Origin of the sequence: Maribacter spongiicola (assembly GCF_052119685.1) — a bacterium.
GTDB lineage: Bacteria > Bacteroidota > Bacteroidia > Flavobacteriales > Flavobacteriaceae > Maribacter > Maribacter spongiicola_A.
The window spans coordinates 241,863-265,252 of sequence record NZ_JBGQOO010000005.1 but is presented as its reverse complement, the minus strand read 5'-3'; the positions used below and the strand labels follow the sequence as shown (position 1 = coordinate 265,252).

Below are 23,390 nucleotides of genomic sequence, written 5' to 3'. Positions count from 1 at the left end.
GCTATAAATTTGAATACCTACTTCTTAATATCTAAATCTACTAACGGATTAAATTCGGCTATTAAATTTATTAAGGCTTTTTCTGCTGCAGTTTGGTATTCTGAAGAAGTTGCCTTCTCTACGCTTTCAAAAACATCATTGAGCTCACTCTTTTCATAGGTACTGACCACAAATGGGTGTACATAGTATTTTTTACATACATTTCTAGTATTACCCAGCGCTTTTGCAGTATCGTCAAACGCTTTTATAACATTCTTTTTCACTTCACTTTCTACATCGGTAGGTTCATTTTTCATAAGCGATTCAAAGAAGATGAGCGTTCCCGACCATGTTCTAAAATCTTTCGCAGTAAACAGTTCTCCACTTATTTCTTGTAAATATTCATTGACCATACCACTGTCAACTCCCGTTTTGGTTCCATCCTCATCAAAAAATTGAAATAGATCCCAACCAGGTATTTCTTCGCATTGCAATACCAACTTGCGCAATTTTCTATTATTTAAAGTGATACTGTGCTTTTTACCTTTTTTACCCGTAAACTCAAACTTTACCTTATTCTTACTGGTCTTTAAATGTCTTGTTCTTAGGGTCGATAAACCATAGGTTTTGTTTCTTCTTGCATATTGCTGGTTTCCGATACGAATATGGGTTTCTTCCATTAACCTTACGATTAATGCAAGAACTTTTTCTTTAGGCCATCCGTCTAGCTGTAAATCTTCATCGACCCTTTTTCTAATAAGGGGTAATGCTTCCCCAAAATGATGCATTCTTAAAAACTTAGTGCGGTTTCGTACTCTTAACCACAATTCATGGTAACGGTATTGAAGTCTATGCTTCATATCATACCCGACCGCTTGTAAATGTGCATTCGATATGGGGGCAATTTTAACCTCTTGCCATGCCGGGGGTATCACCAGTTTTTTAATTCTAGTTAATTCAGCTTTTTTACTGAGCGGTTTGTTTTTTAGCAGATATAGAAATTGATCTTTCTCTTTTATCCTCAGTATAGATAGTGCTTCTCTATTCACATATTTTAAGTGCATATGTGCTGCTACATCATGTGGCTCGCTCGCTAAAAGTTCTGAATAGTTCATTTTAAATTCTTTAAAATAGTACTGATATAGGTATAGAAAACACTTCTTTTGTTTATTGTTTTAAAAACAACATCAAACAAAAATAATCAAAGAGGTTGCTTATTATGTGTTCTATACCGCTCTATTGTAACTTAAAAAAATCAATTCAAATAAATCTAATGACTTTAAACGCTAATCGATTGCGATAGTAATTTTATCGTACGCGATCTTTTTAAAATCAAAAGTTATATACCTTTCACCCTCACTTACGACTATAGCTTATGAAAGGAGAACCGATGTTAATTTGTATACCAGACATAAGCGGCTTTACGGAGTTTATGAGCGAAACCGATTTTGAATTGAGCTCTAAAATTATTCCGGCCCTACTCAACCAAATTATCTACACCAATAAAATCGGACTAAAAGTTTCTGAAATTGAAGGTGACGCGGTTTTGTTTTTTAAGACCGGCGAAATGCCCAGTCTAGAAAATTTAATTGAGCAGTGCAGACGATTCTATACCGAGTTTTACAAAGAACTAAACTCACTTAGATTAAAACATAAGAAAAATAAAGACGCCGATTCGATACCAGACATTTTGGGTTTAAAAATTATTTTACATTATGGTAAAGAAATTGCTTTGACCAAAGTTGGTAACAGCATTAAATTATTTGGTGAAGATTTAATTATTGCACATAAACTTTTGAAAAACAAAATTAGATTAAGCGAATATTTACTACTAACCGAAGGTTTAACGAATTACTACAAAGAGAATAATTTAAACGATCAGTTCGATTGGGGATCATTAAAGCAAAACTCAACGGAGTATGACCATGTAGGTGAAATAAACTACTCATATATCAACTTAAAACCTTTGGTAGAAGAATAAGGTTTACATTACTTTACAACTGTAAAACGTTCATCATTGAATCTTTTGAGTCAATGGTAACCTTCTATATCCTTTAATTTTGTAATAGAATATTAAATAAAATTATGAGCTATTTAGATATAAAATCAAAAGACATTACCCCAATCGTTGATGAATTAAACACCTTATTGGCAGATTACAATTTATACTACCAAAACCTTAGAGGCTACCATTGGAATGTTTCTGGAAAGAACTTTTTTGACCTTCATATTAAGTTCGAAGAGCTTTACACGGATGCAAGAATTAAAATTGATGAAATCGCTGAGCGAATTTTAACATTAAGACATAACCCTACAAGCGAATTTTCTAAATATTTTGAAATGTCTTCTATTAAAGAAACATCTTCTCTTATTGCCGATACCGATATGGTGGATCATATTTTAGATCAGCATGAGATTTTGTTAAAGCAAATGAGCAAGGTTGTTAAAAAAGCAGAAGCTGGTGGTGATGAAGGTACAATCGATATGATTGGTGGTTATATTGGCAGCATCGAAAAAGTAAGTTGGATGCTAGACGCATGGTCGAAAGAATAAGTCAACGCTTAATAACAGTATAAAAAAAGCACCTCTTTTACAGAGGTGCTTTTTGCTTTCAATTAGATTACCATTGCAATCTAATTGTATATTATTTTACTACTTTTCGCATTAAATACAGCATACCGAATTTTTTGGCCGCAGAGAATGCGGTCGATACCCAGTTATACGGACTCAAATCTTCCTGTACATCTTGCTTTAACCCTTTTAATTCTTCTAAAGCAATCTGTCGCTCTAATTTTAGACGCTTTATATTATACTCTATTTCATCAAAATTTTTGTACATATCTCTATTAGTTAAAGAATTTATCCGACAACTTTCTTACCAACATGTTATCTATTTTACCTCTAAAAATGTAGGCTATAATCAATAATACTATAAATAAAACACCAGCAATTAAACAGGCGCTTACCATACTGTTAAGAACATTTGCAAGAAAAACTACGCCCGCAACAGTAATAAATATAAGTGCCAAAAAAGCAAGACCACCAATAACTGCCATTTTCAGCAGCATACCGGTGGTCATTGTTAATTGTTGAAACACTTTTAGCTTATAGTATTCTTGGGTTTTCTTATAGTAAACCTCTCCTACATCAATTGCCTTGTTAGACGTTTCGTTAAGTGATTCAATAACTCCCATTTATACTGTTTTCTGCAGTTTCTTATTTTTCATTTTCAACTCAGCTAACTTTTTCTCTAAAGTTGAAATAACATCATCTGTCTTATAACTTAAATCAGATACTAAAGATTCAACCCTTGCATCTAAAGTTACTTTTTCATCGGCCATTTTAGATGCTACTCTATTTTTAAGATCTACTGCACTTTCAGTAAAATTATCTCTTGTTGCAGCTGCTTGGTCAGCAATTAATCTTCTTGTATTCTCACCTTTATCTGGTGCATAAAGAATTCCTAAAGCTGCACCGATTGCAGAACCTGCAATAATTGCTAATAATGTATTTCCACTATTGTTCATATTATAATATTTTTAGATTAAACGTTTCTTATACCCATGATAATAATTGTGTTATCATGCTCCACAAAGTTCTATAATAAAGATACAACTACTTGACTCAAAACCTATTTATATTAACGTAAACAATAGCTTAAAAGGGTTAAGAATTATATGAAACGAATTAATACAAACCACTGTTTACCTCTAAATTTGTACCTATGAAAGAATATAAAACAACGAACCCTTATAACGGTTCTGAAGTCAACACCCATATACAAGATACATCGACAGATATTACTGCTAAATTGAATAAAGCGCTCGCCATTGAAGTTTCATGGGCACGCACAGAAATTGAAGATAAATGTGAATTACTCAGCAATGTCGCCGAGCTACTTATAGAACGAAAAGAGCAATACGCAGAATTAATGACACAAGAAATGGGGAAACCTTTTTCTCAAGGTATTTCTGAAATTGAAAAGTGTGCTTGGGCTTGTGATTTCTATGCTCATAATGCCGAAGATCTTTTGGCTGATGAGGTCATAGAAACCGATGCCGATGAGAGTTTTATTAGTTATGATCCCTTAGGTTGCATTCTTGCCGTCATGCCATGGAACTACCCATTTTGGCAAGTAATTCGTTTTGCGGCACCTACATTAACCGCAGGTAATACCGCGTTGCTTAAACATGCACAGAATGTAACGGGTTGCTCACTTGCTATTGAACAATTGTTTTTAGATGCAGGATATCCTGAAGGATGTTTTCAAAGTTTAAAAGCAGGTCATGAAGAAATCGAGAAGCTTATTGCCAATGACGGAATCAAGGCCGTAACCTTAACCGGAAGTGAAAAAGCCGGTAAATCAATTGCAGGTACAGCAGGAAAGAACTTAAAAAAATCTGTTCTTGAACTTGGCGGAAACAATGCATGTATCGTTTGGGAAGATGCCGATTTAGATGAGCATATCGATACTATGGTCACCGCACGTATGCAGAATACAGGTCAAAGCTGTATTGCTGCAAAACGCTTTATAATTTGTGAAGATATATATGATTCTTTTCTAGAAAAATTCACTGCAAAAGTGAAGTCCCTTAAAAGTGGTGACCCTATGAATAAAGATACGTTTATAGGTGTTATGGCTCGTGAAGATTTAGCCGAAGAACTTCAAAAACAAGTGAACGACTCTATAAAACAAGGCGCCAAGGTTGTGTTAGGCAATATGCGTAATGGTGCATATTATTCTCCTACTATTCTTACAGAGGTTACCGAAGATATGCCGGTTTTTAAAGAAGAAACTTTCGGACCTGTGGCGGCAATTATTAAAGCTAAAAACAGAGAAGATGCTATTACCATAGCAGCGAATTCTAGATTAGGTCTCGGTAGTATGTTATTCACAGAAGATACCGATGCGGCGATGGATATTATTTCTGACATACCAGATGGGGCATTTTTTGTCAACGATATGGTAAAATCTGATCCTAGATTACCTTTTGGTGGAACAAAAGCATCTGGCTATGGTAGAGAATTATCTCGAGAAGGCATCTTAGAATTTGTCAACAAAAAAACAGTTTACATTAAAAAATAATACCCATGAATAAAGAAACAGAAGAAACAAAATTCGTTAAAGAGCCTGAAGAGAATACACAGCAATTCATCCTTCAGAAAAATAAGAAAACAAAAGTAGGGGTTACCATTTTAGTAGCTTTTCTAGTACTACTTGTAATTGGTGTTATCGTATCGAACATGTTTTTCACCAACTAAAAACTATTATCTAATAATTTATATATGATCAACCAACCAATTCAAATAGCTTGGGTAAAACATCTCATATTTACCATTTTATTACTATTAGGTTCTTCCTGTGCTACATTTAAAGAACAAAGCAATATAAATAGCGAGAAAAGTACAGCTAAAAAAGAAGTGACCTATTCTTTTTATATTGCTGGCGGATTAGGAAATTCTTCATCGATATCAAATAAAGCACTATTACAGCGCTTTAAAGAAGAGCTTGATAGTGCTTCAGAAAATAGTACTTTACTATTTACAGGAGATAATATTTCATCAGAGACCAATAATTGGGATGCTGACAGTCTTCTTATTAAGACCCAGTTAGATATATCATCGAATTTTAAGGGAGAAACTATTTTTTTACCCGGTAATAATGAATGGAAAAGTTATCAACTTAAAAAAATTGAGAAGGTTGAAAATTTATTAAAAGATGTTGCAAGAGAAAATACTGCGGTTATACCCAATAATGGTTGCCCAATAGAACATAGGGTGATTAGTGATGACTTAGATCTAATACTAGTTGACTCCAAATGGTTCGTGTCTAATTGGTCTAGAATCGAAGATATCAATAGCAAATGCACAGACATTATTACTCGCAGAAGGTTTATGGAAGAACTTGAGGGGTATATTGGCGATGGGGCAGGTAAAAACATCGTAATTGCAATGCACCACCCAATTTTTACAAATGGCACATATGCCGGACATACAACTCTTAAAAACCACCTTACTCCAATTCCTGTTTTAGGAACAATCAAGAATACGGTAATGGACTTAGGTGCCTTTAACCCTGAACATGTAAATTCTAGAAGATATAATTACCTAAGAATAGCGGTAAGTGCTTTAGCGCAGGCAAACGATAGAATTACACTAGTTTCTGGTCATGAAGAAAGTCTTCAGTTGTTAGAGGGTGGTGGTATTCATCAAATCATTAGTGGATCTTTAAGTACAAAAAGCGCAACTAATCTAGGAACCGGCAGAATTACCGCAATAGGGGGATCTATAGAATATGAAGGCCAATATGCTTTTGGAGATAGAGGGTTTGCTAGACTAGATTACTATAAGGACGGAAGTTCAAAAGTTACTTTTATCTCAGAGAATAATCTTGATAAAAAAACCGAACTGTCTGTTCTCCCAAAATTGGAACCTAAAAAAGAATTTAGCCAATTTAGCACAAGCTCGCAATTAACGAAGAACAGTGCAATTTTAGATAATCCTAATGATTATAATAAAAGTGCGGCTTATACATTTCTTTGGGGTGATCGTTATCGTAAATATTATGGACAACCTGTAGACGCACCAGTTGTAAAACTTGACACCTTATATGGTGGTTTATCCGTAGTTAAAGAAGGTGGTGGTCACCAGTCTTTTTCACTGCGTTTAGAAGATGCCAACGGCAAACAGTATGCTATGCGTTCTTTACGAAAAAGTGCATTGAAATTTCTAAAATTCAAACTTCCAGGTATTTCATATAATACTGAGGATTATCAAGATACTTGGGCAGAAAAAGCTATTTCTGATTTTTTTACCACTGCTCACCCATATATGCAGTTAGTAATTGACCCTTTGGCTGAATCTGCACAAATTAACCATTCTGATACAGATTTGTTCTATGTTCCAAAACAAGCTAGTTTAAAGCAATTCAACGAAAATTATGGTGATGAACTTTATTATATAGAAAGAAGACCTTCAGAAGAACAAGCAAATTACAAAGGCTATAGAAGAAGTATTGATCAAAACTCTGGTAAAGTTGTAGATTATGAAAGTACAACAGATATGCTTGAAAAAATCAAAAGTGATGAATCATATTCCGTCGACGAAAGGGCATTTGTACGTGCAAGAATTTTTGATATGCTAATAGGCGACTGGGACCGTCACCAAGACCAATGGAGATGGGTTGAATATGAAAGTCCAGATGGAGAAAAAGAATTTTTGCCCATTCCACGAGATCGCGATAATGCCTTTCCAAGATTTGACGGCAAAGTTATACCTATTGTAAATTGGTTTGTTCCAAATTCAAGAAATTGGGAAACCTATGACGAGGATGTTGATAATGTAAAATGGCTGAATCTTTCTGGTAATCGGTTAGACCGAACCTTATTAACATCTTTCGGACCTGAGGTTTGGGTCGAAGAGGCTATGGCTATACAAGAAGGTATGACTTCGAATGTAATTGAAAAGGCATTTACCCGATTGCCTAAATCTGTACAAGACGAAACATCTGAATTTATTAAAGAAAGTTTAAAACAACGTCTTTCAACTTTACCTGAGGCCGCAAAAGCATATGCTGAATACCTCAACAAAATCGTAGCGGTAACAGGCACCGAAAAAGACGATATTTTCACCATGACAAAGATGAAAAATGGTGATACAAAGGTTGAAGTAAAACGAATCTTATCAGACGAAAAAGACGAATTAATTTATTCGAGAATTTTTAACGATAGTCTAACCAAAGAACTTTGGGTTTACGGTTTAGGCGATGATGATGTTTTTAGGGTTGAAGGAAGTGAAAACCCTAAAACAAAATTAAGAATCATTGGCGGTTATGGCAAAGACACCTATAAAATCGAAAATAAGAAAAGAGTGAAATTATATGATTGGGAACATGAGAAAATAAATATTGAAGAGCTAGAGCCTGCCACATCGTTTACGAATAACTATGAAACAAATACTTTTCATTTTAGGTTCTTCGAACCTAATAGCAATATTTTAATGCCAAACATTGGCTTTAGAACAGATGATGGGTTCTTTTTAGGTGCCTCAAACACCTATACTCAAGATGGTATTGACGGCAATACTTTTAAACAACAACATAGTGTAAGCGCCAATTACTTTTTTAAGTTTAAAGCAGCTGAAATATCATATTCTGGCATGTATGGAAATGTATTTCCTGGATGGAATTTTGAAATGGACGCCTATTTTGCCAATGATCGTTATGTTAGTAATTTCTTCGGATTTGGAAATGAAACTATCAATAACGAAGATATGTTGAGTCGAGATTATTACAGGGGTAGAATTAGAACTTTCAAGGCAAGTGCAGGGTTGGCTTTTTACAGTCTTCGTGTTAAAGGCTTGTTTGAATCTTTCAAAGTTGCAAATAACACTAATCGATTATTTACAACAGGTAATTTAAACGATGCCGTTTTTGATAATCAGAACTATGGCGGCGCTGAACTGACCGGTGAATATGATAGAGATGATGCTGGTGATTTTCCTTCCAAGGCAATATCTTTTAGTTTTGCTGCCGGTTATAAAATGAACATTAATAACAATTCGAACAAATTCGGATATGCCTCTTTAAAGGTAGGTTTTGATCACAAGTTAGAATCAACAGGTAGTTTGGTTTACAGTACAACAGCCGAGTACAAAGGATTGTTCGATTATAATGATGTTTACTTTTATCATACCCCATCAATTGGTGGCGCTAATGGCTTACGTGGCTTTAGAGATGAAAGATTTACAGGTAAATCATATTTCTATCAATCATCTGACTTAAAACTGAAGCTTAAAAGCTACGTTACGGCAGTTTCACCAGTTACCATTGGTATGTATGGCGGATTTGATTATGGTAGGGTTTGGATGCCAAATGAAAGTTCAAATGTATGGCATACATCACAAGGCGGCGGATTTTGGATAAGCAGTCTAAAAGCACTTACCCTTAATATAGGCTACTTCAACTCTAAAGAAAGTAATTTGATTCAGGTTGGTTTCGGTTTGTCCATTTAACACTAGTTTTAATTTTTGTAATTTTCTAAAGTGCAAATCATACCAAAAACACCATGTCTAAAATAGTTTCTAAAGCCGAAGATTTTGCCACTAATCTTTTAACCGGCAATACTGACCCAAGATATCTTTACCATAATCTTAGGCATACCCAACGTGTTGTAGATGGTACGAAAGAACTTATTACTGGTGAAAAAATTGGAGACGAAGAGAGCGAGATACTTTTAGTTGCTGCTTGGTTTCATGACCTTGGGTACACTATTTCTATTGAGAACCATGAAGAGCATAGCTGCCAATTATCTAGAGATTTTTTAACCAAAAATAATTGTACACCAACTTTTATTGCGAGTGTGTGTGAACTAATTTCAGCAACTAAAAAAGGGTACGAGCCAAAAAATGAATTAGAAAAAATAATTCGCGATGCAGATTCTTCTCATTTTCATGTCAAGAGTTTCATGGTCACGACAGAGTTATTGCGTGAAGAGCTTTCGTCATTAGGTAAACAAAGTATTACATCTGCCGATTGGCGCAAAGAGAATATTGCCTTATTACGAGCCAAACATCGTTATTATACCGACTATGCTCTAAAAAATTGGCAAAAAGGGAAAGACAAGAATATTAAGAGGCTCATAAAAGCAAAAAAGAAAAATAAGGAGCTCATTAAAAAGGAAAGTTTAAAAGCTAAATTTAAAGGAGAATTACCCGATCGGGGCATACAGACATTATATAGGGTTACATTAAGCAATCATTTAAAACTGAGTGATATTGCCGATACAAAGGCGAATATTTTACTTTCTGTAAATGCTATTATCGTTTCTATGGCATTGGCAAATTTGGTTCCTAAATTAGATAACCCTTCTAATGACTATCTATTTTACCCAACATTTCTATTTATCATTTTTAGTGTAGTATCTATGGTGATGTCTATTATAGCTACCAAACCGAACGTGACCTCTGGTCAATTTACAGAAGAAGAAGTAACCACCAAAAAGGTGAATCTATTGTTTTTCGGTAATTTTCATAAAATGAAATTACAGCAGTATAATTGGGCAATGTCAGAACTTATTAAAGACAAAGATTATATCTATAGTTCACTAACTAAAGACCTTTATTTTCTTGGGATTGTTTTAGAAAGAAAGTACAGAATTTTACGGTGGACGTATACCGTTTTTATGGTAGGAATGATAATTTCAGTAATTGTATTTGGTATTGCGCTGAAATTTTATGGTCCAGAACGAATATTAGAACTCCCCGTAATGCAGCCTTAAGTAAAACGGCTTTTCTAAATTTAGAAAGAATAAGTTAAGTGCATTAGTTAGACTCCGAAAGTCATCAAAAGTATACACGTTAAAATTCCGATTGCAGCAATTACGATAGTGAATTTTAAAGCTTTTGCAAAAGCCGGCTCTTTAATTTGATTATTTACATTTACCCTGGTCATGAGCGGTTATTTAGAATTATACCACAAATTTATGCCGAAACATTCTAGAGTTTTAACTTCATAAATGAATTTCTTGTCTCCATTGCACTTATTCTAAGTCATTTATATCTTGTAAAGTATTATTTTGATTTCATATCGAGCCTAGCCGATACTTATTATAGTTAATTATGATGATTACACATTTCAAAATATAAAACGCTTATTTAAATACAATAGCCACCTATCCTGTAAAAACAGTGTCGTACTTTGTGTATGTTGGCTTTTCTGAATAGCTTTGAGTAAATTAATAATTTATGGCGACGACAAATAAATTACTGTTAGCATTTAAACATTTCGACGAAGCCAATACCCAAGATCCTAATACCGAAATATATGAGGGAACTACTTACCCAAAAGAAGTACTGTATGGTAAACGAATGACCGAGCGCTTGAACGAATTTAATGCAAACGCGTCTGAAGCATTACTCCTTACTGCGCGTTGTCAACATATCTGCAGATGGGAAATACCTCGGGAGTCTTATGAAATGAACCGCGAAGGATATTTAAGATGGCGACAAGAATTAAAAAAATTCCATGCCAAGAAAGCCGCTGACATTTTAAAAAAAATAGGATATAATGATGACACCATTAATAACGTAAAATTTCTATTAGAGAAAAAACAACTGAAAAAAAACGAAGAAACCCAAACTTTAGAAGATGTTATCTGCTTAGTATTTTTAGAGTTCTATTTTGAACCTTTCGCGCACAAACATCTAGAGATTAAAACGATTGACATCCTTCAAAAAACTTGGAGAAAAATGTCTGTTAAGGGACAAGAAGCTGCTTTAAAATTACCACTTTCTATATTCTCTTTAGATTTAATCAACAAGGCACTAAAGTCCTAAAAGCCAAAACTAATTTTGTTTATAATAATGAGCTCAATACATCATAGAACAATTCCAAGTTTTCACATTATCCAAAATGGTAAATGACTGTATTAGTATCAATTGCAAATTCAACTATTATTTCACAAGTAATTATTCAATTACAAGTAAAAACAAGATTTTGCTATACTGAACTTAAAAAATAGTAGGTTGACTACAAACCTTTAGTCAAAATTGGGAAAGGAACGCGAGTAACTATCAATTACAAAACAGAAGAAAACAACACAATACATGGAACGGAATGAGCTTTACCCCGTATTTTTAAAAGTATCTAACCTGCATATTTTAATCGTTGGCGGTGGCAATGTGGCCTTAGAAAAATTGACTTTTTTGTTAAAGTCAAGTCCTACCGCACAAGTCGAAATGGTGTCACCAATGTTTAGGGAAGAAACTATTGCACTCGCGAATAAATTCGATATTAAAATGAATGTGGCGAATTACGATGTTTCTTATTTGAAAGGGAAAAATATTGCCATAGCAACCACAGATAATGTACCTGTAAACGAGCAGGTATATCATGACTGTAGAGAACAACAAATATTAGTAAACGTAGCCGATAACCCGCCTTTTTGTGATTTCTACATGGGTGGCATCGTTACTAAAGGGAATGTAAAAGTGGCAATTTCTACAAACGGGAAATCACCCACAACAGCTAAAAGACTCCGTCAATTTTTTGAAGATGTAATACCTGAAAATATAGACGACCTCGTTAAAAACCTCAACGAATTTAGAAAGACCATAAAAGGAGATTTCGAAGAAAAAGTCGAGACCTTAAATGAGTTTACCAAAGGGTTGGTGAATAAGAAAGAGGAGTAGGCTATTTCTCAAAACTAAGATGGGCAACGTCATGACTACAGCTGTAATGCGCGTTATCTGCTGCGTAGACAGCCGAATCTGCTGAATTTTGGGCTTCTTTCATTAAGCGCTGTGCTTTACGCATATAGAATTGTAAGTTACCTAGGTTGTTCGCCTTGGCAGCATTCTTAACATTTTCAAAAGCTTCGGTTGAAAAGTCGCGAGAATCTATAGTATGTCTTTCGGCATCGATAGTATAGCTCACGGCATCTTCTAAACCACATGTTTGAGAATCGTATTGAGCTTCTGAAGCTAAAATTACAGCTTCATCGGCAGCATTTACTGCCTGCCCCATTAATAGCATTGCTGTTTTAGTATTTTTTCGCGCCTTACTAATAGAAGCATCAAAAGAAGCTATTTCAACAGCGGTACTCAAGGAATCTGAGAGTTGACTAACTTGAGACATGTAACGCTGTACATCGCTGATTTCACTTTTAAAAACTTCGCATTGGGCTTGAATATAAGTTGATGTAAAAAACAGTACGCCAACTTTTAAATAAGTTTTAATCGTAATCATATTTGGGGGAAAATTTGATTGTTAAAGATATTAACTGCGATAATTTAAAAATCGTATTATAATTAGGCCAACTGCACAAAATAAAGAAAACTCTTACATTTTTGATGATTTTGAAGATTAGTATTTCATAGACTAGAGTAACTAAATAATGAATAATTAGCTGTTTACAACAAACATTGCTTAACTGACATCACAATTTAGGCTTGTAGGAAAATTTTAATAACTATTGTTGTTCAATACTGTTAATAAAATACAACCTCCAACCAATAGTTATCGTTTTTATGAAGAAAGTCTTTTTCGCCCTAATCTTTATATTCTTTTATTTCCATGGATTCTCACAATGTCCTGAAGGATATTTATCGTTGACCACCCAATCAGAAGTAGATAATTTTAAGATTAATTATCCAAATTGCACTTCACTGCCTAATGACTTAAGTATAACTGGTACTGATATAACAAATTTACAAGGTTTGAATGAAATAGTGTCAATTGCACAACAGTTGGTAATTTCAAGAACCAGTCTGAACAATCTTTCTGGATTAGAGAATTTAACCTCAGTTGGTTCAAATATTAATATAATGTATAATAGTTGGCTTAGTTCCTTAAGTGGACTTTCATCCTTAGTATTAATAGGTAATAATCTTCTTATATATAGAAATAACGTTCTTCCTAATCTAAATGGGCTATCTTCAAATATTACAATTGGCGGATATTTAGATGTCTCTTCAAACACAGCTCTTACCGCTTTACAGCTTAATGGAAATTATACCGTTAACGGCAATTTAAGTATCAATTCTAACAATAGTTTAACCTCTATATCTGATTTAAACAATATAAATAATGTTCACGATTTAATAATTGTTGGAAATGATCAATTAACCTCTATTACCGGTTTCAGTAATCTAACCTCAATAAATGGAGATTTAAATATTGGAAATAAACTTTTAACAAACCTTAGCGGGTTTCGTAATCTAGAAACTGTAGGGGGTAGTTTTGAACTATATGGAAACAAAAACCTAGAAAATCTAACTGGGTTTGGAGGGCTAAAATCAGTTGGGGTCAACAAAGATGATGAAACATATGGTTATGCTTTTAAAATTAGTTACAATGAAAAATTAAAAACTCTTCAAGAAATTTCATCTTTAGAGAGGATAGAAGGTAGTGTCCTAATACAAGGAAACGACCTTGATAATTTAATTGGACCATTTGTAAATGTATCAGAAATTGGTGGTAGTATATATATTTATGATACAGTAAAATCTTTAGAAGGATTAGAAAATATTTCTAAAATAAATGATCGGATTCAAATTAGAGATACAGAACATCTTGAAGACTTAACGGGACTTGACGGTCTACAATATATAGGAGGAATACTATATCTACATTCAAATGACGCCCTATTGAATCTAAATGGTCTAGAAAATTTAAAAGAAATTATTGGAGGTGTACAAATTAGCTCAAATGTAATTTTAGAGAGTTTATCTGGTTTAGATAATTTATTAAAAATAGGTTCGCCGGAGGAAAATAATGGAGTGTTATTTCAAATTTTTGACAATCAAAATTTGATAGATTTAATAGGGTTGAATAAACTAAAATCTGTTAATGGCAGCTTCAATATATCCAACAACAATAAACTTGAAAATCTAAATGGATTACAAGCTTTAGATTCTATTGGCACAGTATTGAACATTTCCAATAACGCAGGTCTATTAGATGTAACTGCGCTTAATGGTATCAAATCCATAGGAGAACAACAGGAGTTTAATACTACCACAACACTAGTTTTATCTAATAATGAAAAAATAGTTTCTTATGAAGGTATAGAAGTCGAAAAACTAAAAGGCAAAATTTCAATCATAGGCAACCCTAGTTTGAAAAAAATTGGAGGATTTGAACAGTTGCAGCTAGTTGATTTTATCGATATTTTAAATAATTTTTTACTTGAAGAAATAGATGGTTTCAACAATCTTAATAGAATAAATGAAAATTTAGAAATAAAAGGAAATGTTGAACTACTAAATATAACTGGTTTTAGCAATTTAACTGAGATAACCCAAAATTTAACCCTTGACTACAACCTTGTTATAGAGGACATATCAGGTTTTGAAAATCTTCAAAAAGTAAATACTATACTTATTTCAAGAAATGGATTTAAAACTTTAAACGGCTTAAGTAAATTAAATGAGGTGCAAGATTTAGAAATCTCTGAAAACCCAAAGCTAGAATCTTTTTTACAATTTACAGGCTTATCCGAGGTTAGGCAATTGGGTATTTTAGATAACGACGCTCTAACAAGTGTGGAGGGATTTGAAAATCTTGAATCAATTAACCAAGGATATTTATTCATAAATAACAATGAATTAATCCAAGACCTAAATGGTTTTAATTCCCTAAAAAAGGTTGGCTCTGGTATTTCTATAAGATCTAATCCTAATTTACAATCTCTAAATGGCATTGATTCGATTAATGAAGTAACGAGTAATATTGATATCAATGGAAATAGCTCTTTAACAGATATTAATGCTATCTCTAATATCTTCATAACTGGAAAAAATAGAACCAGTTTCAAAATTGAATTTAATAGATCTCTATCCGTTTGCGACTTACCCAGCCTGTGTAATTATATTGCTTCTGGCAGATATTGGTATGTAGGTTATAATGCAGGAGACTGCAATCAAACTAGTTTAAATAATAGTTGTTCTTCTTTATATAACAAAATTAGCGGAGTAACAAAATACACAGAATCTAACCTCAATTGTGAAACTACTAATTTTACCTTACCAAATGTTAAGATAACTGCCAACAATGGTATTTCCGAATTCACCTCATTTTCAGATGAAAATGGAGTTTATTCTATTCATGTAAAAGAAGGTACAAATACATTTACAGCACAACCTGATAAAGCTTTATTTACATCTACTCCTTCGCAAGGGTCATATAATTTCACTCAACTTGGTCAAGAATTGGTCTATGATTATTGTATTACACCTACTCCTAATCTAATTAATGATATTAGTTTAGTTTTAATTCCTCTAAATAATCCAAGACCTGGCTTTAACTCATCATATCATCTGGTGTATCAAAATAACGGAAACACAAATACTAGTGGTGAAATAACTTTAGAATTTGATAATACAAAAGCTACATTGTTAAATTCCAGTGAAATTCCTGTTACAGAAACAACAAACCTTATAGAATGGAATTTTACTGATTTATCACCATATGAAAAACGAACAATTCAGTTAGATTTTAATATAGCGCCACCCCCAGTGGCAAATATTAATGAAATTCTAAAATTTGAAAATAGCATAACCAGCCTACAAGCAGATTCTAAGCCCGAAGACAATACGTTTACCCTTAACCAAACATTAATTGGTTCATACGACCCTAATGACAAAACTGTATTAGAGGGTGAAAATGTATCAATTGATAACGTAGGTGACTATTTAAATTATGTAATTAGATTTCAAAATACCGGAACGGCGTCTGCTATTAACGTAAAAATTAAAGATGAGCTAAGTGAAAATTTAGATTGGAATACCTTCTCCCCTGTTTCCTCTAGCCACCCAAATAATATTTTAATTACCGATGGCAACAACGTTGAATTTATTTTTGATGATATAAATCTTCCTGATAGTAATTCAGATGAATCTGGTAGTAACGGTTACGTTGCATTTAAAATAAAACCAAAACCAGGTTTGGCTATTGGTGATATTATTTCTGGCAATGCGAGTATTTATTTTGATTTTAATCCGCCAATTATCACCAATACCGTTCATACGGAAATTGTAAACCTAGACATCGATGGTGACGGTGTCTTAAATGATGATGATAATTGTCCTGAAACGGCGAACCCATCTCAGGAAGATTTAAATAATAATGGTATAGGTGATATATGCGAAGTAGACCAAATGGTTGTCGAAGCAACACAAACTAACGCAATCTCATGTTATGGTAACGATGGTAAAATAATAACAGAAGTGCAAGGTGGTGCTTTGCCTTATAATTTCGAATTATTTGATGATTCCAGCAATTTATTAATTACAAGCAATACAACCGGTGTCTTTGAAAATCTTGCATTGGGCACATATCATATTATTGTTACAGATTCAGATTTAAGTGTGGCAACTAGTAATAGTGTTCAAATGACTGAAGCCAGTCCGTTAACAATCATTACTAACGTAAATGATATTTCGTGCTATGGCGCTAATGATGGTAGTATTACTATTCATCCAACTGACGGAATTGGGCCATATGAATATTCAATAGATTATGGATTGTCTTTTCAATCCTATAATAGTTTTGTGAATCTTACTTCTGGCACATACTTAATTATAGCAAGAGATATTAATGGGTGTGAAATAAATGATTCTGTGATTATTACAGAGCCTTTAATTCTAACTGAAGATATTGTTGTAACTAATGCAAGCACCACAAGTAGTAATGATGGATTAATTTCAATAATGGTAGAAGGCGGAACTGCGCCATATTCTTATAGTTTAGAAAATGGTGGTTTTGAACCGACTTCAGTTTTCACCAACCTACCTGAAGGAGACTATGATTTAAGTATTAGAGATAGTAATGGTTGTCTTTCTAATATAACTGTTGTCGTTGGTGCTGAAAATACCGCTATAGAAAATACAACTCAAACAATTTGTACAGATAACATTATTTTAGCCTCTGACAGTATGCCCACCGAACTTTTTGGTAAAAAAATGTCAGTTTCAGCCGATGGTAATACAGTTGCCGTAAGTGCATACTACGATAATGAAATTGGAGAAAAAAGTGGTTCTGTGTATATTTTTGAGAAACAAACTGATGGTTCTCTCCTTGAAATTCAAAAATTAACTGCGTCTAATGTCATGGCAGATCTAGAATTTGGTTTCTCTATTGCTTTTTCTGCTACAGATTTGATTGTAAGTTCCTATAAGGAAGATAATACAGCGGGCACTGTTTATGTTTTTGAACAAACAATTAACGACACTTGGGTAGAAAAGCAAAAAATAGTACCATCAGATAAAGATTTATACCAACAATTTGGATATTCTTTGGCTAGTGATGGTGATTATTTTATAGTTGGTAGCCCAAACGATAGTGATCTTGGAACGTGGAGTGGATCTGCATATATTTTTGAGAAAGGAGCTAATGGACTTTGGGTAGAGCTACAAAAACTTACAGCCTCCGATGGTGCAGAAAAAGATTCTTTTGGTATCTCTGTAGCAATATCAGGTGCTAATATCGTTGTTGGAGCAGATAAAAACGATGATAATGGAGAATCTTCGGGCTCTGCATATATTTTCGAAAAGGATAATAACAATTCATGGAGCCAAACCACAAAGCTTATTCCAAATGACGGAGCTACAAGCGATTTTTTTGGAACTTCAGTTGCTATATCGAAAACATGGGTAGTTGTAGGCTCTAGATTTCAAGATACTAATGGCTTAGATAGTGGTGCTGCTTATATTTTTGAAAAATTATCGCCAGGCATATGGTCACAACCAGAAAAACTATTGGCGTTTGATGGTACCGAAAACGATGGTTTTGCTCATAGAGTAGCAATTAATGATACTTATTTAGCCATTAGTGCTCCATTAGATGATGATATCGGTACAAATACTGGATCTGTTCATCTTTACGAATTTGGATCGAATTACACTTGGGACTTTTTAATAAAATTAAATGCATGTAATGCAACTCCCTATAGAAATTTTGGTGACGATCTTTCTCTTTCTGGCAGTACCCTGGGGGTTGGTACTTACTATTATTCAAAAGAAGGTATAGCTTATGCCTTTGAAATCGATGGTGCAATTTTAGATACAGATGGTGATGGTGTTGTAGACAATCAAGATGAAGATCCAAACGATCCATGTCTACCACTACAAGCTGAAGGATATATCAATTATGAATTACACAATGAAATTTGGGCAAATGGAGATTGCGATTTAGATGGTATTATCAATGGTGAAGAAGTAATAAACGGTACCGATCCTTATTTAGCCGATCTACCAGAATTAAATTTGGTGTTAAAAAATGCTTCATGTGGACATAATGGAGAAATAGTGGCAACAGCTTTTAATGGTGAAGCGCCTTTTACATATCAGATTATGAAAACGTCTGACAATATAGTTATTACTTCAAATTCATCAGGGGAATTCATTCGTCTTCAAAATACCGAATATTTGATTATAGCAACAGATGCAAATTCAATTTCTGTAGAGCAAACGGCTACTTTAATAGGTCCTGATCCAATATATTTAGATCAGGTAGTAACGCCGACCAGCGGACCTAACGCAAGTGACGGTAGTATAGAACTTTTGGTAACAGGCGGCACAATGCCTTACTATTATCACGTTTCCAAAAGTGAAGGTTCCTGGGGTAATACAGGTGCAGAAATGTCATCTGAAAATTACTATGATGGTCTATCCGCTGGGTCGTATACTATTTATGTATATGACAGTAATAACTGTGGTTTTTTAGTATACGCCGTTGTAATAGACCCGCCAGTATTTCAAAGTACTACTTCAATAGTAGATTACTCTTGTGAATTAGGAACTTATATTTTAGAAACCGAAGTGGAAAATGGTACAGCTCCTTTTAATTTCGAATTACTTGATTCTGAAAACAACATAATATCTACTTCTAGTACTGGATTGTTTTCTAATGTAACCTCGGGTAATTACAAAGTTAAAATTACTGATGCTGAAAATTTAATTTCAGAGGGCGATATTATTAACTTAACACAGCATGTATCATTAGAAGCAATCTCTCAATTATATGACACTGAATGCGCTAATGAAAATATGCCCTCTTTAGGTATTGTTGTTAATGGTGGCCTGCCACCTTACTCCTATTCTTTAGATGGCGGATTATATACCACTGACCCGCTATTTATAAACCTTGAACAAGGTGAACACACCTACACTGTTCTTGATAGTAATGGCTGTACAACTTCAGAAATATTTGTTCTTGATTGTGATTCTGAACCAACAGAACTATCGGTAAATGCGCAGATAGATGCTGTTTCCTGCGATAACAAATCTACTATAGTAGCTCTAGTAGATGGTGGAGCGGCACCATATTCTTATGAATTGTTTAATGCTATTTATAATTCATCAATAGTAATAAATTCTACGGGAATTTTTGACAACCTTGAAATGGGCAGCTATTTTGTAACCGTTAAGGATGTTAATAATTTTTCGGTACAAAGTAATAATATACAAACCACAGAAATTACTCCATTAAATGCAACAACAACTATTAACCAAATTTCATGTATTGGTCAAAAAGACGGTAGTATAGAAGTCAATGTAGAAGGAGGTTCTGGTTCTTATGAATTTTCCATTGACCAAGGAACGACTTTTCAAACAAACAACCTTTTTGAAAGCTTATCCGAGGGAAACTATGAAATTTCTATTCATGACTCTAGCGGTTGTAGTTTAATAATTCCTGCAGAACTAGCCTCTAATGAACTATGTTCTGACTTTACTTTAGCTGCAGATAATTTTACGATTGAAAGTACTGGCGAATCATGTACATCTAGTAATAATGGTACTATACTTATTAGAGCTAACGAAAGTGCAGAATATAGGGCAAACCTAAGTAATGGAGTTGTTACGGAAACAAAATCGTTTAGAACTTTCAGTAATTTCCAAAACCTAGAGGCAGGTACTTACGAACTTTGTGTAGTAGTAGTTGACCAACTTAATTATAAAAAATGTTTTACTGTAAACATTACAGAGCCAGAAACTTTAGAGGTAGGTACCGATATTGATGAATCTGGTAAATCTATTTCATTAAGTCTTAAAGGAGGTGCTCGCTATTATATCACTCTAAACGATACCGAGTATAGTACTTCTGAAAATGAAATTACACTGCCATTATCCAAAATGTCAAATGATATTAAAGTTAAGACCGATATAGATTGTCAAGGTGTTTTTGAAAATACTTTTTTAACAACTTATGAGAGTGTAACTATTTATCCGAATCCTGTTGAGCAGGGTGATGTTACTATTCTATTACCTGATGATTCGGCACCAGAGGTGTTATTGACTTTATTCACGCAAAGCGGAATCAGAGTACGCGAGAAACTAGAGAAAATTTTAAATAGAACTGCGAAGTTAAATATGGACGGGTTAGCTCCTGGTGTTTACACAATAATAGTTACCACAGAAAATCAGAATAGTATGCGTCAAATCATAAAAAAATAAGTGAACATGAAGTTAAAAGCATTTTATTATATCGTAGTCATTTCACTTGTTGCCTCTTGCTCATCAAGTGATCAAGAACCCAATCTTGAAGAAGTAATTAATGACCCTGTAGAAGCGACTTTAATTTTTCCTGAAGATAAAACTGAATGTAATGAAGGTACTATTTTAAGCGATACTGAAAGTAAAGTTATTTTTCGGTGGAACTCATCTGAATTCACAGATTCATACGAGCTTAAATTAAAAAATCTAGAAACCGATATAGTTATCACCCAAGATGCTATAAATGATTCTAAAGAAGTTACTATTTCTCGTGGCACTAGCTATGAGTGGTATATTATTTCAAAATCTATAGAAAGTGATGCTACGGCCACTAGCGAGGTTTTTCAATTTTTTAACGCGGCACCAGGGGTGGTAAACCATATACCTTTTTCTGCTGAAGCTATTGCACCTATAGATAACGAAATATTAGTTACAAATGATACTTTTTTAAGTTTAGAATGGCAAGCTTCAGATATAGATGATGACATAAAAGAGTATGAAATTTTCTTCGGAACAAGTATAGAAGAAATGAACAATATTGGAAGTACGGCAAATACGAAAATAGAAGTCGACATTATATTTGGCTCTACCTATTATTGGAAGGTTAGAACATATGATGAAAATTTTAACAGTTCAGAATCAGATGTTTTTCAATTTACGGTACAGTAAGTTATATTAATTAAGATTAACTATAGAGGCTATTTCAATACCTTTAAAGATTCAAAACCGTATTGAAACAATGACCGCCGAATCCATCCAAAAAATACTGATTGAATTCAAGCTCAACGGAAGTTCATTACACTGGACGCCCTTGACTAACGGACTCATTAATGACACCTATTTGGTTACGGAGGAGGATGGTCAACAGTACATTCTTCAAAAAGTAAATACTCAGGTGTTTAAAAATGCTAGTATTCTGATGGATAATATTCAATTTGCTCTACCTGTACTTAAAGCCGACGATTATAGCCAAATTACTTTTCTGAATACAACCACAGGGGCTAATCACTTAATTCAGGATAGTGATTTCTGGCGGATGATGACCTTTATATCCAATAGTACCACATACAATACAACAACCGAAACCTCAATTGCCTTTGAAGCGGGACGCATAATTGGCAAGTTTCATCATCTCTTGCAACATACAGATAATGAGCTGTTTAAAGATACGCTACCAAATTTTCATAATCTAGCTTTTAGAACTCAAGAGTTTCAAGAAGCACTGCAGAATGCCGAAACGCAAAAAAAAGAAATTGCCGACGTCGCCATTAAAAAGGCACAGTCATTTTTAAAAGAGCTTCAACACTTAAACACTAATAGCTTACCCGTTAGAATTTGCCATAACGACACCAAACTGAATAATATTTTATTCTCTAAATCAACAAAAAAAGCATTGTGCCTAATTGATCTTGATACTATTATGAAGGGCTATTTCTTTTATGATTTTGGTGATGCCATTAGAACTGTAGTAAACAATGCTCCTGAAGATGAGCAGAACCACGAACTTATAAACTTTGATGAATCATTGTTTAAAGCTTTTGTAGATGGCTTAGCTGCTAACAGTTCATTTTTAACTGCTGCAGATAAAGATAATCTACCCTTAGGTGCCATTTTTATGCCATTTATTCATGGTTTACGTGCATTAACTGACTACCTGAACAATAACAAATATTACAAAGTCACTTACGAGAATCAGAATTTAGATCGTTGTAGCAGTCTCTTTTATTTTGCCGAAAAGGCTCTCAAAAAGAAAGATTTTATGGCAGCGTATATCGCAAAAGTCCTTGTTTAATTATTTTCTATTAAATCATCTAACAACTCGCGTACTTTTTTACTGTTCCAATCTGCGGCACCAGTTTCTTTAATGATAATTTTTCCTGTAGCATCAATGACATAATTGGTGGGAATGCTATTTTCTTGTAATATTTCGGGTGCTTGCATTTGTGGAAAATAGATAGGTAGTTCATAATCTTTCTTGTGTATAAACCGCTGTACTTTATCTGGCTCTTCTTGGGTTAATAATATAAAATTGACTTTGGCTCCATAGTCTTTATACAAATCTTGAATTCCTGGTAATTCTGCAATACAAGGCGGACACCAAGTTGCCCAATAACTGATAAAAGTAACCTTGCCTTTACCTATCGATATGCTTTGAGTTTCACCCTGTAAATCAACAACGGCATATTGAAATGGAGTAACCTTATTTTGGTCTTCTACATCTTCAATACCGGGTGACCAAACAGCTACTTTCAGCTTATTGACCGCTACCTGAATTGGTGTTCTTGTCTGTGGAATTATCAACAACAAAATGAACACTGCAAATATGATATCACTAATTTTAAATTTTCGCTTTTTCATGTAAATGTGTGAGTCGAAAAATTTGGAGATTGTTTACAGAGATTTTAATTTCACAAACAACA

Annotated in this window: 18 protein-coding genes; 11 read left to right on the top strand and 7 right to left on the bottom strand. The window is 33.8% G+C overall.

What is annotated here, in order from left to right:
• Positions 1-17: 17 nt before the first annotated feature.
• Positions 18-1,094: a DNA topoisomerase IB gene (locus tag ACEN2N_RS10815; protein ID WP_441824336.1), complete on the bottom strand. Its 1,077-nt coding sequence runs from the start codon at positions 1,092-1,094 to the stop codon at positions 18-20.
• A gap of 260 nt (positions 1,095-1,354) precedes the next feature.
• On the opposite strand from ACEN2N_RS10815, the gene ACEN2N_RS10810 reads away from it, so the two are divergent.
• Positions 1,355-1,960, top strand: a complete 606-nt coding sequence (locus ACEN2N_RS10810; RefSeq protein WP_441824335.1) for a DUF2652 domain-containing protein — start codon at positions 1,355-1,357, stop codon at positions 1,958-1,960.
• 104 nt (positions 1,961-2,064) lie between these two features.
• Entirely contained in the window at positions 2,065-2,532 is a 468-nt protein-coding gene (locus ACEN2N_RS10805; RefSeq protein ID WP_441824334.1) for a Dps family protein, read from the top strand.
• Positions 2,533-2,623: 91 nt separating this feature from the next.
• Here ACEN2N_RS10805 and ACEN2N_RS10800 read toward each other — a convergent pair whose 3' ends face one another.
• Genes ACEN2N_RS10800 through ACEN2N_RS10790 form a run of 3 tightly spaced genes read right to left on the bottom strand, consistent with a single transcriptional unit; the run spans position 2,624 to position 3,506 of the window.
• Positions 2,624-2,818 (bottom strand): hypothetical protein, encoded by a 195-nt coding sequence (locus tag ACEN2N_RS10800; RefSeq protein ID WP_441824333.1) that lies wholly within the window; start codon positions 2,816-2,818, stop codon positions 2,624-2,626.
• A gap of 7 nt (positions 2,819-2,825) precedes the next feature.
• A complete protein-coding gene (locus tag ACEN2N_RS10795; RefSeq protein WP_441824332.1) occupies positions 2,826-3,173 on the bottom strand; it encodes a phage holin family protein in 348 nt (115 codons plus the stop codon).
• Positions 3,174-3,506, bottom strand: coding sequence for a YtxH domain-containing protein (locus ACEN2N_RS10790; RefSeq protein ID WP_424003823.1), 333 nt, complete (start codon positions 3,504-3,506; stop codon positions 3,174-3,176).
• Between the two features lie 197 nt (positions 3,507-3,703).
• Between ACEN2N_RS10790 and ACEN2N_RS10785 the strand changes: the two genes are divergently transcribed.
• Genes ACEN2N_RS10785 through ACEN2N_RS10770 form a run of 4 tightly spaced genes read left to right on the top strand, consistent with a single transcriptional unit; the run spans position 3,704 to position 10,256 of the window.
• Complete coding sequence (locus ACEN2N_RS10785) at positions 3,704-5,065, top strand: NAD-dependent succinate-semialdehyde dehydrogenase (RefSeq protein ID WP_441824331.1); 1,362 nt, start codon at positions 3,704-3,706, stop codon at positions 5,063-5,065.
• Positions 5,066-5,070: 5 nt separating this feature from the next.
• The gene (locus ACEN2N_RS10780; RefSeq protein ID WP_441824330.1) at positions 5,071-5,241 is read left to right on the top strand and encodes a hypothetical protein; all 171 of its coding nucleotides are present in this window, start codon (positions 5,071-5,073) and stop codon (positions 5,239-5,241) included.
• Positions 5,242-5,265: 24 nt separating this feature from the next.
• Positions 5,266-8,991, top strand: a complete 3,726-nt coding sequence (locus tag ACEN2N_RS10775; RefSeq protein WP_441824329.1) for a hypothetical protein — start codon at positions 5,266-5,268, stop codon at positions 8,989-8,991.
• A gap of 53 nt (positions 8,992-9,044) precedes the next feature.
• Positions 9,045-10,256 carry a Pycsar system effector family protein gene (locus ACEN2N_RS10770; RefSeq protein WP_441824328.1) on the top strand — a complete coding sequence of 404 codons (1,212 nt, stop codon included), beginning with the start codon at positions 9,045-9,047 and terminating at the stop codon, positions 10,254-10,256.
• Between the two features lie 47 nt (positions 10,257-10,303).
• Here the strand turns inward: ACEN2N_RS10770 and ACEN2N_RS10765 are convergent, their stop codons facing one another.
• Positions 10,304-10,429, bottom strand: coding sequence for a hypothetical protein (locus ACEN2N_RS10765; protein ID WP_441824327.1), 126 nt, complete (start codon positions 10,427-10,429; stop codon positions 10,304-10,306).
• A 293-nt stretch (positions 10,430-10,722) separates the two neighbouring features.
• Here ACEN2N_RS10765 and ACEN2N_RS10760 point away from each other — a divergent pair, with 293 nt between their 5' ends.
• Both ACEN2N_RS10760 and ACEN2N_RS10755 read left to right on the top strand, forming a co-directional pair.
• Positions 10,723-11,313 carry a DUF4202 domain-containing protein gene (locus ACEN2N_RS10760; RefSeq protein ID WP_441824326.1) on the top strand — a complete coding sequence of 197 codons (591 nt, stop codon included), beginning with the start codon at positions 10,723-10,725 and terminating at the stop codon, positions 11,311-11,313.
• Between the two features lie 270 nt (positions 11,314-11,583).
• Complete coding sequence (locus ACEN2N_RS10755) at positions 11,584-12,168, top strand: precorrin-2 dehydrogenase/sirohydrochlorin ferrochelatase family protein (protein ID WP_441824325.1); 585 nt, start codon at positions 11,584-11,586, stop codon at positions 12,166-12,168.
• A 1-nt stretch (position 12,169) separates the two neighbouring features.
• Here ACEN2N_RS10755 and ACEN2N_RS10750 read toward each other — a convergent pair whose 3' ends face one another.
• Complete coding sequence (locus ACEN2N_RS10750) at positions 12,170-12,724, bottom strand: hypothetical protein (protein ID WP_441824324.1); 555 nt, start codon at positions 12,722-12,724, stop codon at positions 12,170-12,172.
• A gap of 281 nt (positions 12,725-13,005) precedes the next feature.
• Between ACEN2N_RS10750 and ACEN2N_RS10745 the strand changes: the two genes are divergently transcribed.
• The 3 genes from ACEN2N_RS10745 to ACEN2N_RS10735 all read left to right on the top strand — a co-directional run bounded on the left by ACEN2N_RS10745 (position 13,006) and on the right by ACEN2N_RS10735 (position 22,762).
• Positions 13,006-20,931 (top strand): DUF7619 domain-containing protein, encoded by a 7,926-nt coding sequence (locus ACEN2N_RS10745; RefSeq protein WP_441824323.1) that lies wholly within the window; start codon positions 13,006-13,008, stop codon positions 20,929-20,931.
• A gap of 6 nt (positions 20,932-20,937) precedes the next feature.
• Complete coding sequence (locus ACEN2N_RS10740; protein WP_441824322.1) at positions 20,938-21,639, top strand: hypothetical protein; 702 nt, start codon at positions 20,938-20,940, stop codon at positions 21,637-21,639.
• Between the two features lie 70 nt (positions 21,640-21,709).
• Complete coding sequence (locus tag ACEN2N_RS10735; protein ID WP_441824321.1) at positions 21,710-22,762, top strand: phosphotransferase enzyme family protein; 1,053 nt, start codon at positions 21,710-21,712, stop codon at positions 22,760-22,762.
• Here ACEN2N_RS10735 and ACEN2N_RS10730 read toward each other — a convergent pair.
• Positions 22,759-23,328 carry a TlpA family protein disulfide reductase gene (locus tag ACEN2N_RS10730; protein ID WP_441824320.1) on the bottom strand — a complete coding sequence of 190 codons (570 nt, stop codon included), beginning with the start codon at positions 23,326-23,328 and terminating at the stop codon, positions 22,759-22,761. The genes ACEN2N_RS10735 and ACEN2N_RS10730 overlap by 4 nt on opposite strands.
• Between the last annotated feature and the right edge of the window lie 62 nt (positions 23,329-23,390).

What these genes read in the sequence shown, in the direction of transcription:
- ACEN2N_RS10815 (WP_441824336.1), bottom strand. Translation starts at nt 1,094, where the DNA reads ATGAACTATTCAGAACTTTTAGCGAGCGAGCCACATGATGTAGCAGCA.
- ACEN2N_RS10810 (WP_441824335.1), top strand. Translation starts at nt 1,355, where the DNA reads ATGAAAGGAGAACCGATGTTAATTTGTATACCAGACATAAGCGGCTTT.
- ACEN2N_RS10805 (WP_441824334.1), top strand. Translation starts at nt 2,065, where the DNA reads ATGAGCTATTTAGATATAAAATCAAAAGACATTACCCCAATCGTTGAT.
- ACEN2N_RS10800 (WP_441824333.1), bottom strand. Translation starts at nt 2,818, where the DNA reads ATGTACAAAAATTTTGATGAAATAGAGTATAATATAAAGCGTCTAAAA.
- ACEN2N_RS10795 (WP_441824332.1), bottom strand. Translation starts at nt 3,173, where the DNA reads ATGGGAGTTATTGAATCACTTAACGAAACGTCTAACAAGGCAATTGAT.
- ACEN2N_RS10790 (WP_424003823.1), bottom strand. Translation starts at nt 3,506, where the DNA reads ATGAACAATAGTGGAAATACATTATTAGCAATTATTGCAGGTTCTGCA.
- ACEN2N_RS10785 (WP_441824331.1), top strand. Translation starts at nt 3,704, where the DNA reads ATGAAAGAATATAAAACAACGAACCCTTATAACGGTTCTGAAGTCAAC.
- ACEN2N_RS10780 (WP_441824330.1), top strand. Translation starts at nt 5,071, where the DNA reads ATGAATAAAGAAACAGAAGAAACAAAATTCGTTAAAGAGCCTGAAGAG.
- ACEN2N_RS10775 (WP_441824329.1), top strand. Translation starts at nt 5,266, where the DNA reads ATGATCAACCAACCAATTCAAATAGCTTGGGTAAAACATCTCATATTT.
- ACEN2N_RS10770 (WP_441824328.1), top strand. Translation starts at nt 9,045, where the DNA reads ATGTCTAAAATAGTTTCTAAAGCCGAAGATTTTGCCACTAATCTTTTA.
- ACEN2N_RS10765 (WP_441824327.1), bottom strand. Translation starts at nt 10,429, where the DNA reads ATGACCAGGGTAAATGTAAATAATCAAATTAAAGAGCCGGCTTTTGCA.
- ACEN2N_RS10760 (WP_441824326.1), top strand. Translation starts at nt 10,723, where the DNA reads ATGGCGACGACAAATAAATTACTGTTAGCATTTAAACATTTCGACGAA.
- ACEN2N_RS10755 (WP_441824325.1), top strand. Translation starts at nt 11,584, where the DNA reads ATGGAACGGAATGAGCTTTACCCCGTATTTTTAAAAGTATCTAACCTG.
- ACEN2N_RS10750 (WP_441824324.1), bottom strand. Translation starts at nt 12,724, where the DNA reads ATGATTACGATTAAAACTTATTTAAAAGTTGGCGTACTGTTTTTTACA.
- ACEN2N_RS10745 (WP_441824323.1), top strand. Translation starts at nt 13,006, where the DNA reads ATGAAGAAAGTCTTTTTCGCCCTAATCTTTATATTCTTTTATTTCCAT.
- ACEN2N_RS10740 (WP_441824322.1), top strand. Translation starts at nt 20,938, where the DNA reads ATGAAGTTAAAAGCATTTTATTATATCGTAGTCATTTCACTTGTTGCC.
- ACEN2N_RS10735 (WP_441824321.1), top strand. Translation starts at nt 21,710, where the DNA reads ATGACCGCCGAATCCATCCAAAAAATACTGATTGAATTCAAGCTCAAC.
- ACEN2N_RS10730 (WP_441824320.1), bottom strand. Translation starts at nt 23,328, where the DNA reads ATGAAAAAGCGAAAATTTAAAATTAGTGATATCATATTTGCAGTGTTC.